This window comes from Tessaracoccus palaemonis, assembly GCF_019316905.1.
Lineage (GTDB): Bacteria > Actinomycetota > Actinomycetes > Propionibacteriales > Propionibacteriaceae > Arachnia > Arachnia palaemonis.
This window is the reverse complement of record NZ_CP079216.1, coordinates 2,650,650-2,663,900: the sequence shown is the minus strand read 5'-3', so window position 1 is coordinate 2,663,900 and position 13,251 is coordinate 2,650,650. Positions and strand designations below refer to the sequence as shown.

General features: G+C 70.8%; 13 protein-coding genes and 1 other RNA gene. 9 read left to right on the top strand and 5 right to left on the bottom strand.

The genetic code is table 11. The annotated features are described in order from the left end of the window. Positions 1 to 38: 38 nt before the first annotated feature. Positions 39 to 1,013 (bottom strand): asparaginase, encoded by a 975-nt coding sequence (locus tag KDB89_RS12195; RefSeq protein WP_219081410.1) that lies wholly within the window; start codon positions 1,011 to 1,013, stop codon positions 39 to 41. A 68-nt stretch (positions 1,014 to 1,081) separates the two neighbouring features. Here KDB89_RS12195 and ffs point away from each other — a divergent pair. From ffs to KDB89_RS12155, 8 genes are all read left to right on the top strand, one after another. Next, positions 1,082 to 1,178, top strand: an RNA gene (gene ffs, locus KDB89_RS12190) — signal recognition particle sRNA small type. 129 nt (positions 1,179 to 1,307) lie between these two features. Next, the gene (locus KDB89_RS12185; RefSeq protein WP_219084316.1) at positions 1,308 to 3,695 is read left to right on the top strand and encodes a DNA polymerase III subunit gamma and tau; all 2,388 of its coding nucleotides are present in this window, start codon (positions 1,308 to 1,310) and stop codon (positions 3,693 to 3,695) included. Between the two features lie 49 nt (positions 3,696 to 3,744). Further along, positions 3,745 to 4,059, top strand: a complete 315-nt coding sequence (locus KDB89_RS12180) for a YbaB/EbfC family nucleoid-associated protein (RefSeq protein WP_219081408.1) — start codon at positions 3,745 to 3,747, stop codon at positions 4,057 to 4,059. An 8-nt stretch (positions 4,060 to 4,067) separates the two neighbouring features. Then, positions 4,068 to 4,676 (top strand): recombination mediator RecR, encoded by a 609-nt coding sequence (recR, locus tag KDB89_RS12175; RefSeq protein WP_219081406.1) that lies wholly within the window; start codon positions 4,068 to 4,070, stop codon positions 4,674 to 4,676. Between the two features lie 9 nt (positions 4,677 to 4,685). Beyond that, on the top strand, positions 4,686 to 5,300 hold the full coding sequence (locus tag KDB89_RS12170; RefSeq protein WP_219081404.1) for an alpha/beta hydrolase: 615 nt from the start codon (positions 4,686 to 4,688) through the stop codon (positions 5,298 to 5,300). Further along, a complete protein-coding gene (locus KDB89_RS12165) occupies positions 5,297 to 6,223 on the top strand; it encodes an ABC transporter ATP-binding protein (RefSeq protein ID WP_219081393.1) in 927 nt (308 codons plus the stop codon). The genes KDB89_RS12170 and KDB89_RS12165 overlap by 4 nt, the downstream gene beginning before the upstream one ends. Further along, positions 6,220 to 7,041 (top strand): ABC transporter permease, encoded by an 822-nt coding sequence (locus KDB89_RS12160; RefSeq protein WP_219081391.1) that lies wholly within the window; start codon positions 6,220 to 6,222, stop codon positions 7,039 to 7,041. Before KDB89_RS12165 ends, KDB89_RS12160 begins: the two co-directional genes overlap by 4 nt. Then, entirely contained in the window at positions 7,038 to 7,814 is a 777-nt protein-coding gene (locus tag KDB89_RS12155) for an ABC transporter permease (protein ID WP_255555922.1), read from the top strand. The genes KDB89_RS12160 and KDB89_RS12155 overlap by 4 nt, the downstream gene beginning before the upstream one ends. Before the next feature lies 1 nt (position 7,815). Here the strand turns inward: KDB89_RS12155 and KDB89_RS12150 are convergent, their stop codons facing one another. The 3 genes from KDB89_RS12150 to KDB89_RS12140 all read right to left on the bottom strand — a co-directional run bounded on the left by KDB89_RS12150 (position 7,816) and on the right by KDB89_RS12140 (position 12,145). Next, the gene (locus tag KDB89_RS12150) at positions 7,816 to 8,862 is read right to left on the bottom strand and encodes a Gfo/Idh/MocA family protein (RefSeq protein WP_219081389.1); all 1,047 of its coding nucleotides are present in this window, start codon (positions 8,860 to 8,862) and stop codon (positions 7,816 to 7,818) included. Positions 8,863 to 8,866: 4 nt separating this feature from the next. Beyond that, on the bottom strand, positions 8,867 to 10,063 hold the full coding sequence (locus KDB89_RS12145) for an MFS transporter (protein ID WP_219081387.1): 1,197 nt from the start codon (positions 10,061 to 10,063) through the stop codon (positions 8,867 to 8,869). A 195-nt stretch (positions 10,064 to 10,258) separates the two neighbouring features. After that, entirely contained in the window at positions 10,259 to 12,145 is a 1,887-nt protein-coding gene (locus KDB89_RS12140; protein ID WP_219081385.1) for a phosphoenolpyruvate carboxykinase (GTP), read from the bottom strand. Between the two features lie 247 nt (positions 12,146 to 12,392). Here KDB89_RS12140 and KDB89_RS12135 point away from each other — a divergent pair, with 247 nt between their 5' ends. Continuing rightward, positions 12,393 to 12,866: a hypothetical protein gene (locus tag KDB89_RS12135; protein ID WP_219081384.1), complete on the top strand. Its 474-nt coding sequence runs from the start codon at positions 12,393 to 12,395 to the stop codon at positions 12,864 to 12,866. 60 nt (positions 12,867 to 12,926) lie between these two features. On the opposite strand, the gene KDB89_RS12130 is transcribed toward KDB89_RS12135, so the two are convergent. Beyond that, complete coding sequence (locus tag KDB89_RS12130) at positions 12,927 to 13,238, bottom strand: SHOCT domain-containing protein (protein WP_219081382.1); 312 nt, start codon at positions 13,236 to 13,238, stop codon at positions 12,927 to 12,929. Between the last annotated feature and the right edge of the window lie 13 nt (positions 13,239 to 13,251).

Genomic DNA, 13,251 nt, shown 5'->3' with positions numbered 1-13,251 from the left:
CTACCGGAGGCCGCGCCGTCGTCTCAAATCCGGGTCGGTCACATCCCTGCGAGTGCCGCCAGCAGGTCCTGCGACGCCGAAACCCGCCCGACGACCCTGCCGTGGCCCAGCACCGGCTGCGGCTGGAACTCACGCAGCACCTCCGTCGCGAGGCCGAGCGCGTCGAGCACCGCGACGACGACGGGGACGGTCGCGCGGTGGGCCCCGTCGGACGCCTTCACGACGATGCCGGTCCCGTCCGACAGGCCGACGGCGAGGGTCCCCTCTGCCCCCATCTTGCAGACTAGACCGGGCACCTCGTGGTGCAGCACGACCTCGTCGCGGCGCGTGCCCGAGACGTATTCGGGGTGCGCTCGGTAGGCGTCGGCCAGCTTCCGCGACTCGACGGTGTCGCCGGCGGCGAACCGACCGAACGCCCTCGCCAGCCCTGCGACCGTGCAGGGGAGGGCTGGGGCGCCGCAGCCGTCGGGAACAGGGTCGCCGATCTCGTCGCCCGTGTAATCGCCCAGCGTCTCACGGATCGCGAGCTGCAGCGGGTGTCCTGGCACGAGGTAGGTCTCGAGCGGCCAGCCGGCGCGCACGCAGGTCCGCACCATGGCCGAGTGCTTCCCGGAGCAGTTGTGGATGATCCGTTCGTCGCCGTGGCCGGCGGCGAACCACTCCCGCGCCGCCTGGGGGTCCAGCGGGGTGCCGGGCGTGACCTGCAGAGCGTCCTCCGTCAGGCCGGCGCCGACCAGGATGTCGCGCGCCCCCTCGACGTGGATCTCCGCGCCCGAATGCGATGCCGACGCGAGCGCCAGCTCCGCGCCGGTCAGGTCCAGCCCGGCCCTGAGCATCGCGATCACCTGGAAGGGCTTGATCGCGGAACGGGCGAGGAAGGGGGAGTCGACATCGCCGAGTCCGAGCGCCAGGGAGCCGTCGGGATTCGTGACCGCCAGGCAGCCGTGGTGCACGGCCTCGAGGTAGTCGCCCCTCCACACCTCGGCGAGAGCGGGATCTGCAGTCTTGACCATGCGCGTCACCCTACTGGCGCGAGCCCCGGGCGCCGCACGGGACCCTTCGGGCATGCGCTACAGTGGTTCCCGGTTCCTCGCGCGGCGGTATCTCGCCCAACTCCCCCAGGGTCGGAAGGCAGCAAGGGTAAGTGAGCTCTTCCGGGTGCGCGAGGGGCCCTTTTTTCTGTCCGGAAACTGTCTGCTGGCTGGAATAGGGTGGATCGGGTGAACGACGACTACGACGACGAGGACGACTACGCCCCCATCGACGGGGACGCCTACGGCTCGGCCGACACGCCCGATTTCGTCCCGATGGACGGCCCCGGCCTCTTCGACGAGGCCGAGGAGGAGATCGAGGTCGTCGCCGAGGTCGCGGCCCCCGTCGTGGAGGCCCCGCGCACGCCCGCCGCGCCGCGACCCCAGACCCCCGACGCCCCGCTGGCGCTGTACCGCCGTTACCGTCCCGACACGTTCGCCGAGGTCATCGGCCAGGAGCACGTCACCGTCCCGCTGCAGCGCGCCCTCGCGAACAACAAGGTCGGCCACGCCTACCTGTTCTCCGGCCCCCGCGGCTGCGGCAAGACGACGTCGGCGCGCATCCTCGCCCGCTGCCTGAACTGCGAGCAGGGCCCCACCCCCACGCCGTGCGGCGAGTGCCAGTCCTGCCGTGACCTGGCGCGCGGCGGCCCCGGCTCCATCGACGTCATCGAGATCGACGCGGCCTCGCACGGCGGCGTCGACGACGCCCGTGACCTGCGCGAGCGGGCCTACTTCGCCCCCGTCGCCAGCCGCTACAAGATCTACATCATCGACGAGGCCCACATGGTGACGACGCAGGGCTTCAACGCCCTGCTGAAGCTCGTCGAGGAGCCGCCGCCGCACACCAAGTTCATCTTCGCGACCACCGAGCCCGAGAAGGTCATCGGCACCATCCGTTCCCGGACGCACCACTACCCGTTCCGGCTCGTGCCGCCCCGGGTGCTGGGCGACTACCTGACCCAGATCTGCGAGGTCGAGGGCGTCTCGATCGAGCACGCGGCCATCCCGCTTGTCGTGCGCGCCGGCGCCGGCTCCGTGCGTGACTCGCTCTCGGTGCTCGATCAGCTCCTCGGCGGAGCCGCCGACACGGGCGTCAGCTACGAGCAGGCCGCCGCGCTGCTCGGATACACGCCCGACGTGCTGCTCGACGAGATCGTCGACGCATTCGCCGCCGGAGACTCCGCGGGCGTCTTCACCACCATCGACAAGGTCATCGAGGTCGGGCAGGACCCGCGCCGGTTCGGCGAGGACCTCCTGCGCCGCCTCCGCGACCTCGTCATCCTCGCCGCGGTGCCCGAGGCCGTCACCACCGGCATCCTCGGCGTGGCCGAGGACCAGGCGCAGCGGCTCCAGACGCAGGTCGCCGGCATGGGCGCCGGCGAGCTGACCCGCGCCGCCGAGGTCATCGCCACCGGCCTGACCCAGATGCGCGGCACCACCGCGCCCCGGCTCCACCTCGAGCTGATGTGCTCCCGCGTCCTGTTGCCCGGCGCCGACGACGACGAGCGCGGCCTCCACGCCCGCCTCGACAGGCTCGAGCGCCGCGTCGGGATGATGGGCGACGCGCCCGCGGCGGCAGCCCCGTCGATGCCCGCCGCCCCGGCTCAGCAGCACTCCGCCCCCGCGCCTCAGCAGCGGCCGGCCGAACGGCCCGCCCAGCAGCGCCCGGCTGAGCAGCCCGTCCAGCAGCGTCCCGCGGAGCAGCCCGCCCAGGAGCGACCGGCCGAGCAGGCTCCCGCCGCCCAGCCCGTCGCCGAGGCTCCCGCCCCGCAGCCCGCCGCGCAGCAGCGCCCCGCGGGGAGTGCTCCCGCAGCGCAGCCCCAGCCCGCCCCGGCGCAGCCCGTGCAGGCCGCCCCGATGCCCGCGCCCGCGGCGCAGACCGCCCCGTCGAGCGGGCAGCTGACCGCCGCCGAACTGCGCCGCGTGTGGCCGACCGTCCTCGACGAGGTCAAGCGTCGCCGCCGCTTCACCCACATGCTGCTCGCCCAGCACGCGCAGGTGCTCGACATCTCCGACGGCGTGCTGACCCTCGGGTTCAGCGCCGCCGGCCCCCGTGAGAACTTCGGCTCCGGTGGGTCCGCCGACGTGCTCGCCGACTCGATGATCGAGGTCATGGGCGTCGAGCTGCACATCAACACGGTCGTCAACGACGGATCGACGCCGGTCGACGCGGCGCCGCAGCAGCGTCCGGCGGCAGCGCCGCCGGCCGATCAGCGTGTCCAGCCCGTCGAGCAGCGGCCTCAGCCCGAGCGCCAGCAGCCGGCTGAGCCGGCGCCGGTCGAGCAGCGTCGTCCCGTCGAGCAGCGGCCCGCGGGGGCCGAGCCGTCGGGGAACCCTTCGACAGGCTCAGGGAACCGGGATGGCTCAGGCCCTTCGACAAGCTCAGGGAACCGGGATGGCTCAGGCCCTTCGACAAGCTCAGGCCCTTCGACAAGCTCAGGCCCTTCGACAGGCTCAGGGAACCGGGATGGCTCAGGCCCTTCGACAAGCTCAGGGAACCACGGTGGCCCTTCGACAGGCTCAGGGAACCGGGATGCCCGCCGGAGCAGGGAGAACGAGGTCTCCGCGGAGGACGCCGTCCTCGACGCGGAACACAACGCAGAGGAGCTCCTGAGCACCGAGCTCGGGGCGGAGATCATCGCGGTCCGCGACGCGGACTGACGTCTCCAGCTGCTCCTATTCTTGACCCCAACCCACCAAGGAGAGACCGATGTTTGGTGACTTCGACATCAACGCGCTGATGGCCCAGGCCCAGCAGATGCAGGACGACCTCGAGCGCGCGCAGCGTGAGGTCTCCGCCATGACCTTCACAGCCCAGTCCGGCGGCGACCTCGTCGAGGTGGTCCTCAACGGCAAGGGCGAGATCGACGCGCTGACCATCAAGCCCGAAGCCTGCGACCCGGACGACACGGAGACCCTCGCGGACCTGATCATCGCCGCCTACCGCTCCGCCAAGGAGCAGGCCGACACCGCGATGGCCTCCGCCATGCCGCAGATCCCGCAGATCCCCGGCTTCGGGGGCTGACCCGCCGGATGTACGAAGGGCCCATCCAGGACCTCATCGACGCGCTGAGCCGGCTCCCCGGCATCGGGCCGCGCGGCGCCCAGCGCATCGCCTTCTTCCTGCTCGACGCGCCAGAGGAGGACGTGTTCGAGCTGTCCGACACCCTGCGCCGGGTGAAGGAGTCGTCGCGCTTCTGCGAGGTCTGCTTCAACGTGTCGCAGGAGGCGCGCTGCCGCATCTGCCGCGACCCGCGCCGCGACCCGAGCCAGCTCTGCGTCGTCGAGGAGTCGAAGGACGTCGTCGCCATCGAGCGCACCGGAGAGTTCCGCGGGCTCTACCACGTGCTCGGCGGCTCCATCTCGCCCATCGACGGGCGCGGCCCGGGCGACCTGCACACCCGCGAGCTCTTCCAGCGCCTCGCCGACGGGTCCGTCACCGAGGTCATCCTCGCCACCGACCCCGACACGCAGGGCGAGGCCACGGCCGCGTACCTGAGCCGGATGCTCCGCGACTTCGGCGTGCGCGTGACCCGCCCCGCCTCCGGCCTGCCCGTCGGCGGCGACCTCGAGTACGCCGACCAGGTCACCCTCGGCCGAGCCTTCGAGGGCCGCCGCACCATGTTCGAACCCGGCACGTAAAGGAACCACATGCGCATCGACCAGGCCGTCGGATCGCGCGGCTTCGACCCCGCCGCGCCCATCGTCACCGTCCTCCTGCACGGCTTCGGGGCCGACGAGCGGGACCTCGCCACCATCGGCGAGGCCCTCTACCTGCCCTGGATCTCGCCCCGCGCGCCGCTGCCGGTGCAGGGCGGCGGCGCCGCCTGGTTCAACCTCGGCTACCCCTCGGACGTCGACGAGGTCACCGCCGCGACCGAGGCGCTGTGGGCCCTGCTCGACGAGGTGCTCGACCCCGCGACCCGCATCCTCGCCGTCGGCTTCTCGCAGGGCGGCCTCATGGCGACGCAGCTGCTCCGCACCCGCCCCGAGCGCATCGCAGGCACCGTGATCCTCTCCGGCTTCCTGCTCGACGCCGAACAACCGGCCGACGCTCAGCTGGCCGAGAGCCGCCCGCCGGTCTTCTACGGGCGCGGCGAGCTCGACCGGATCATCCCGCCACAGGCGGTGTCGGGCCTCCTCGACTGGCTGCCCGGCCACGCCGACGCGACCGTCTTCGCGTACCCCGGCCTCGAGCACGGCACCAGCTCCACCGAGATGCAGGACCTGACCGACTTCCTGAGGTCTACGGGGATCGTCGAGTGAGCGCCCCGGTCATCACGGCCAGGGGCCTGACCAAGCGCTACGGCGACGTCACCGCCGTCGACGGCATCGACGTCGACATCGCGCCGGGCGAGTCCTTCGGGTTCCTCGGCCCCAACGGTGCCGGCAAGTCGACGACCATGCGGATGATCGCCGCCACCTCCACGCGCACCGCCGGCAGCCTCGACGTGCTGGGCCTCGACACGAACCACCATGGCCCGCAGATCCGGGCCCAACTGGGCATCGTGCCGCAGGGCGACCTGCTCGACGAGGAGCTGCGTGTCATCGACAACCTCATCGTCTACGGCCTCTACTTCGCGCTGCCGCGCGCCTGGGTCAAGGCCCGCGCCGAGGAGTTGCTGGACTTCGCGCAGCTGCGCGAGAAGCGCACCGCCCGCGTCGACGGCCTCTCCGGAGGCATGAAGCGGCGCCTCACGATCGCCCGCGGGCTGATCAACGACCCGAAGATCATGCTGCTCGACGAGCCGACCACCGGCCTCGACCCGCAGGCCAGGCACATCCTCTGGGACCGGCTGTTCCGGCTCAAGGAGCAGGGCACCACGCTGGTCGTGACCACGCACTTCATGGACGAGGCCGAGCAGCTGTGTGACCGGCTCGTCGTCGTCGACCACGGCAGGATCGTCGCGGAGGGCTCCCCGACGTCGCTGATCTCGCAGTACGCCACCCGCGAGGTGCTCGAGGTGCGCTTCGGATCCGGCCGCAACGAGGAGGTCGCCGCCCGGCTCGACGGGATCGGCGAGCGGCGCGAGGTGCTGGCCGACCGCGTCCTGATCTACGCCGACAACGGCGAACACGCGCTCAAGGCGGTCATCGACCGCGAGCTGGAGCCCATCGCCTCGCTCGTGCGTCGCTCCTCGCTCGAGGACGTGTTCCTCCGGCTGACAGGCCGGAGCCTGATCGAATGAGCCTCGCCACCCGCCCGACGACGGCCGTCGACCCTCGCCGCGTCGCCCGCTGGGGCTGGCTCGGCGTCGTGCACCACCAGCTGCGCCTGATGCGCCTCTACCTGCCGACGATGCTGCTGACGGGCATCGGTTCGCCGTTCCTGTACCTCATGGGACTCGGGCTGGGGCTGGGCGTGCTCGTCGACGGGGGCAGCGGCATCGAGGGCGTCGACTACATCGTCTTCGTCGCCCCGGCCCTGGTCATGGCTACCGCCATGCAGACAGCCGCGCAGGAGAACACCTACGGCGTGTTCGGCGGGTTCAAGTGGTCCAACATCTTCACCGCGATGCGGCTGACCCCGATGAGCCCCCGCCAGATGGCCTTCGGGTTCCAGGTCTCCACGCTGCTGCGCGTCCTGCCGATGCTGGTCTTCTACTGCCTCGCCGTCATGGTGTTCGGGCTGGGGCACCCGCTGCGGGTCCTCCTGATGATCCCCATCGGGCTGCTGCTGGCCTTCGCCGTCGGGTTCACCGTCATGGCGTGGGTCGCCAGCCAGAAGGACGACCGCGGCCAGCTGTCGTTCGTCGAGCGCTTCGTGATCCTGCCGCTGACGCTGTTCTCCGGCAGCTACTTCCCGCTCGAGACGCTGCCCGGCTACCTGCAGCCCGTCGGCTGGGTCTCGCCGCTGTGGCACGCGGCCGAGCTCGGCCGCGTCGCGCTCTACTCCGCGCCCGTGCCGGGCTGGCTCGTCGCCGTCCACGTTGCCTACCTCGCGGTCCTCGCGCTCGTCATGGGGCTCGTCGCGGCCCGAGTCTTCCGGAGGAGGCTCGACCAGTGAACAGCCTCTACGCGGGCAACACCCGCGCTGTCGTCGAACGCGGCGTGCGCGTCATGATGAAGCACAACACGCTCGTGATCCTGTCCGGCTTCTTCGAGCCGGTGTTCTACCTGCTCAGCATGGGGTTCGGCCTCGGCGCGCTGATCGGCACCGTGTCCTTCTACGGGCACGACGTGCCCTACGGCGCGTACATCGCGCCGGCGCTGATGGCGGTGTCCGCCATGAACGGCGCCGTCTACGACTCGACGATGAACGTCTTCTTCCGCATGCGGTACGCGAAGCTGTACGACCAGATGCTGTCGACGTCGCTGGGTCCGCTGGACGTGGCGCTCGGCGAGATCATCATGGCCCTGATCCGCGGCCTGCTGTACGCCATCGGGTTCATGATCATCACGACGATCCTCGGGCTGAACCTCGCCTGGACCGCGGTCCTGGCGATCCCCGCCGCGCTGCTCGTCGCGTTCGGCTTCGCGTCCATCGGGCTGGCGATCACCAGCTTCATGAAGCGGTTCCAGCATCTCGACATGGTCTACTTCGTGCTGCTGCCGATGTTCCTGCTGTCGGCGACGTTCTTCCCGATCGAGGTGTACCCGGAGGCGGTGCAGTGGGTCATCAAGGCGCTGCCGCTGTGGCACGGCGTCGACATGATCCGCCAGCTGACGACGGGCCTGATCCAGCCCACCATCTGGGTCCACGTCACCTACTTCGTGGTGATGATCGTCGTGGGCGTCACGCTCGCCACCGCCCGCCTCCGGGCGCTGTTCCTCCGCTGAGCTACAGCTCCTCGCCCGGCAGCAGCGCGCCCACCTGGTAGCGCAGCGCGTCCATCGTCTCCATGACGGCCATGGTCTCCGACCACGGCATCAGGTCCGACTGCTGGCGACCCTCGGCCACCATCGTCGCGAAGTGCGCCGCCTCGAAGCACAGGCCCTCGTGCGCCTCGATGACGGGAGCCTCCGAGAAGGCCTCCTCCCCGTCGCGGGTGAAGACGCGGACCTTCTGCGGCGTGTAGAACGTGCCGGGGATCTCCAGCGTCGCGAGGTCGCCGGAGACGAACGCGATGTTCGGCGTCAGCGACGCGAGCGTCGTGGAGATCTGCGCCTGCGCGTTGTCGTGCCCCGGGTAGCCCTCGAGCGTCGCGGAGATCTGCCGGTCGACGCCCGTGAACGCCTTGGTGCCCAGCGCGGAGAGGCGGCTGGGCGAGCCGAGGACGAAGTGCGTGAACGAGACGGGGTAGACGCCGAGGTCCAGCATGGCGCCGCCGGCCTTGTCGGGGTCGAACATGCGGTGCGACGGGTCCGGCGCGAACCACTGCCCGTGGTCGGCGAACACCGACTCGATCTCGCCGAGGGCGCCGATGTCCAGCAGTTGCCGCACGACGTCGATGTGGGGCAGGAAGCGCGTCCACATCGCCTCCATGACGGCCACGCCCGCGGAGCCGGCGGCCTCGAGGACCTGCAGTGCCTCGTCGGCGTTGCGGGTGAAGGCCTTCTCGACCAGGACGGGCTTGCCCGCGGAGATCGCCAGGAGCGCGTTGGCGAGGTGTTCGCTGTGCGGGGTCGCGACGTAGACGATGTCGACGCCCTTGTCGGCGACGAGTTCCTCGTAGGAGCCATAGGCGCGCTCGGCGCCGACCGTCGAGGCGAAGGCCCGCGCACGCTCGAGCGTGCGGGAGCCGACGGCGACGAGGCGCTGGCGGGTGTGCTTGTGCATCGCGTCGACGAAGCGTTCGGCGATCCAGCCGGTGCCGATGATGCCCCAGCGCAGCGGGGGAGCGGTCATCGGGTCCGGGGTGCGGGGGGTGGGCAGCGTCAGGCTCATGGCCCTATTCAACCGCAGATGCGGCCTTCGCAGGAGGCGTGAGCGCGGGAGACAGCGCCAGCATCGCCAAGGCGGCAACGGGGATGACGATCAGGGCCCACCGGATGGTCAGGGAGTCGGCCACCAGGCCGATCAGCGGAGGCGAGACGAAGAAGCCGAGCCGCATCAGCCAGCTGACGAACGTCAGGCCGTTGCCGGCCGCCATGCCGGGCAGCTCGTCGGCCGCGTGCATCACCATCGGGATCGCGGTGGCGATGCCCCAGCCGGCGCAGGCGAAGCCGACCAGCGTGAGCGCGGGCGACGGGAAGGCCACGGCCAGCGCCATGCCGACCCCGGCGACGATCGCGCCCTGTGTCACCGCGGCGCGCGGGCCGAAGCGGTTGGTCAGCGCGTCCCCGGTGAACCGCCCGACGACCTGCACCGACTGCAGCGCCACGAAGGCCATGCCGACGAGGAACGGGCTCACCTCGAACATCGAGTCCATGTAGACGGCGCCCCAGGAGGCGCCGGAGTCCTCGATCATGCCCGCGAACGCGCCGAGCAGGCCGAGCGCGATCAGGCGGGGCAGCCAGCGTCGCGCGACGCCCTTGCCGACGGGGGCGGCCGTCGCCTCGGGGGTGGGATCGACGACGGTGTCGGGGCCCTTCAGCAGCAGCGTCCTCGCGTACAGGGCGACGCCGGAGAAGATCACGAAGGCGGCGAGGCACTGGATCCAGATGGGCAGCTGCGCCTGAGCCGCGAGGGAGCCGAGGAAGCCGCCGCAGACGGCGCCGACGGACCACCAGCCGTGGAAGCCGTTGAGGATCGACGAGCCGTGCAGGCGCTGTACGCGCAGCCCGTGCGAGTTCATGGAGATGTCGGTGAACGCGTCGAGCGCGGACATGAGCAGGATGCCGAGCACGAAAACGGCCCAGTGGGTCGCGTTGCCGTAGATCGACAGGCACGCGAGCCCGAGGATCGCGGACACGACGGTCACCGTCGACGACGTATGGCGCCGGATCAGCCGGGCGGTGAACAGCCCGGCCAGCAGTCCGCCGAGGGGGCCGAGCCCGACGGCGAGCCCCCACTGCAGGTCGCCGAGGCCGAGGTTGGCCTTCAACTCGGGGTAGCGGGGCAGCAGCGACGCGAAGCCGACGCCGTTGAGCCAGAACATGATGGTGACGCCCCACCGGGCGCGCACGACCTCGCGGGTGGGTGCCATGGCAGGAGAGCCTAGCGGTACCGACCGCGGGGTAGATAGCCGCCGCCAGGGGGTGCGATGAGCACGACACACTTGTCACGCGTCGGGCGAACGTTCACAGGGCGGTTTTCGGTCGACGAGAAGGAGGATGTGCTCATCGGGCCCCGGACATGCGGAACCCCGCAAGGCCGACGCCCCGCGGGGTTCCGCCGCCGGTCACATGCCGAACGTGCTCTCCGGCTGGCCGAGCGCCGACTCCAGTTGTCGCAGCTCGTCGACGAGGTCGCGCGGCAGCCGCCACCCGAACGTGTCGAACCAACGGCCGATGCGGGGCACCTCGTCGCGCCACTCCTGCGGCTGGTAGCGCACGACGTCGTGCAGGTCGTCGGCCGAGATGTCGAGCCCGTCGACGTCGAGGCCGTCCGCGGTCGGCAGGAGGCCGATCGGGGTCTCGACGGCGTCGACGAGCCCGTCGACTCGCTCCGCGACCCACTTCAGCACGCGGGAGTTCTCACCGAACCCCGGCCACATGAAGCGACCGGAGCAGTCGCGGCGGAACCAGTTGACGTAGAAGATCTTCGGGAGCTTGTCCGGGTCGGCCTTGGCGCCCAGGTTGAGCCAGTGCTGCACATAATCGGCGACGTGGTAGCCGATGAACGGGAGCATCGCCATCGGGTCGCGGCGGAGCACGCCGACCGCGCCCTTCGCCGCGGCCGTCGACTCCGACGAGCACGTCGCCCCCATGAAGACGCCGTGGCGCCAGTCGCGCGACTGGGTCACGAGCGGGACGGTGTTCTCGCGGCGGCCGCCGAAGATGATCGCGTCGATCGGCACGCCGTCGGGGTTGTCGTAGTCGGGGCTGAGGATCGGGCACTGGCCGATCGGGGTGCAGAAGCGGCTGTTCGGATGCGCGGCGGTCTCGTCGGGTCGGCCGCCCTCGGGCCCGGACTCGGCGCGCCAGGTACGCCCCTTCCAGTCCGTGAGTACGGCGGGCTTCTCCTTCGTCATGCCCTCCCACCACACGTCCCCGTCCGGGGTCAGGGCGACGTTGGTGAAGATGGAGTTGCCGCGATCGATGGCCGCCATCGCGTTGGGGTTCGTCGCGGCGCCGGTGCCGGGGGCGACGCCGAAGAAACCCGTCTCGGGGTTGGTCGCGTACAGGCGGCCGTCCTCGCCGAAGCGCATCCAGGCGATGTCGTCGCCGAGCGTCTCGACCCGCCAGCCGGGCACCGTCGGCTGCAGCATCGCGAGGTTGGTCTTGCCGCAGGCCGACGGGAAGGCCGCGGCGATGTGGTATTCGCGCCCCGTCGGCGAGATGAGCTTCAGGATCAACATGTGCTCGGCCAGCCAGCCCTCGTCCCGGGCCATGGCCGAGGCGATCCGCAGCGCGTAGCACTTCTTGCCGAGCAGCGAGTTGCCGCCGTAGCCGGAGCCGTACGACCAGATCATCCGCTCCTCGGGGAAGTGGACGATGTACTTGGTGGAGTTGCACGGCCAGGCGACGTCGGGCTGCCCGTCGGACAGGGGCATGCCGACGGAGTGGAGACACGGCACGAAATCGGCCCCGGTCTCCTCCATGACGCGCAGCACCTCGGCGCCCATCCGGGTCATGATCCGCATCGACAGTGCGACATAGGCCGAGTCCGAGACCTCGACGCCGAACTTCGGGTCCTTCGCATCCAGGTGGCCCATGCAGAAGGGCATGACGTACATCGTGCGCCCGACCATGCAGCCGTCGTAGAGCTGCGTCATGACGCGCTTCATCTCGGCCGGGGCCATCCAGTTGTTGGTGGGGCCGGCGTCGCGCTCGTCGACCGAACAGATGAAGGTGGAGTCCTCAACGCGCGCGACGTCGTCCGGATCGGTCCGGGCGTAGATGGAGTTCGGCTTGCGGTCTTCGTTGAGCCTCTGGACGGTGCCGGCGGCAACCAGCAGGTCGACCAGCGAGTCCCACTCCTCATCCGACCCGTCACAGTAGTGGATGGCGTCGGGCCGGCAGAGCTCGACGACCTCGTCGAGCCATTCGAGGAGCCTCGGGTGGGTGGGCTGGTCGCCCGTGGTGGGGAGTGAGTTTCGTAGGGATAGGCCAACAGTGGTGCTCATGATCGGCTATTTCCTTGTCCGCGTCGTTGCGTCAGGCATCCGCCCCGGGTGCCTGTGCTGTCACCATAACCGTGGCGAGGCGGATGTGGTGGGCGGATGATCAGTTTCGCCCGATGCTATTCTCGGCGGCGTGGGACGTCAGCTAACATGCGCCGCCATTCTCCTGACGCTGGGAGCGGTCGCCGGATGCGCAGGCCAGGAACCTGTCACGGGTCGGCCGGCTTCCTCCCCGACGCCGACGCCCGCGGTGAGTTCACCTCCGGTCGTCTCCCCGACCGAGGAGCCCGACGCCACCACCCCGCCCACCGCGGAGTCCGCGCCCGCCACGTCGCTTGCGTCCGTCGAACAGTCGTCGCCCCAGGGTGGCACGTGGACTGTGGTCGACGCCGAGATCACCAGCGCCGCACAGCTCGACAGCCTCGACGCGGTGCCCCCGTCTCTGCGGTCGTTCCTGGCGGGGCGACTGGGTGAGGACGAGACGACAGGCTGCGTCACCGAGAGCATCCGCCTGCGCGGCGTCCACCCGGACGGGTACGCGTTCGGCGCCGAGGACTCGACCTGCGGAGACGGCCAGTCGCTCTGGGGCGTGGACGACGGCCAGTGGCAGTACGTGCTGCAGTTCGCCGACCCGCAGCCCTGCAGCACGTTCGCGCGGCTCGACATCCCCGCCGGTGTGCCGGGTCTGCGCTGCACGGAGGACGGCAAGGGAGTCGACTACTAGGCGACACAACACGAAAAGGGGGCGGGGACGCAGTGCGCCCCGCCCCCTTTCTCGTTGTCGTCAGGACAGCAGCTTGGCCTTGGCCGCGGCGAACTCCTCGGCGCTCAGCACGCCGGCAGACTGGAGCTGCGCGAGTCGCTCCAGCTGAGCGATCAGGTCGCCCGCGCCCGAAGGGGCGGGAGGCTGCGGGGCGGCCTGAACGGGCGGCGCGGCCACGACCTGAGGCGGCGGCGCGGCCGCTGCCTGGGCCTGCTGCGCACGGGCGTGCTGGCGGCTGGCGACCGCTCCTGCGGTCGCCTGCGCCGTGCCTGCGATGACGGCTGTTCGGGCTGCGGTCGCGAGGAGACCGGGGCGTCCGATTCGACGGATCATGGAATCACTCCTT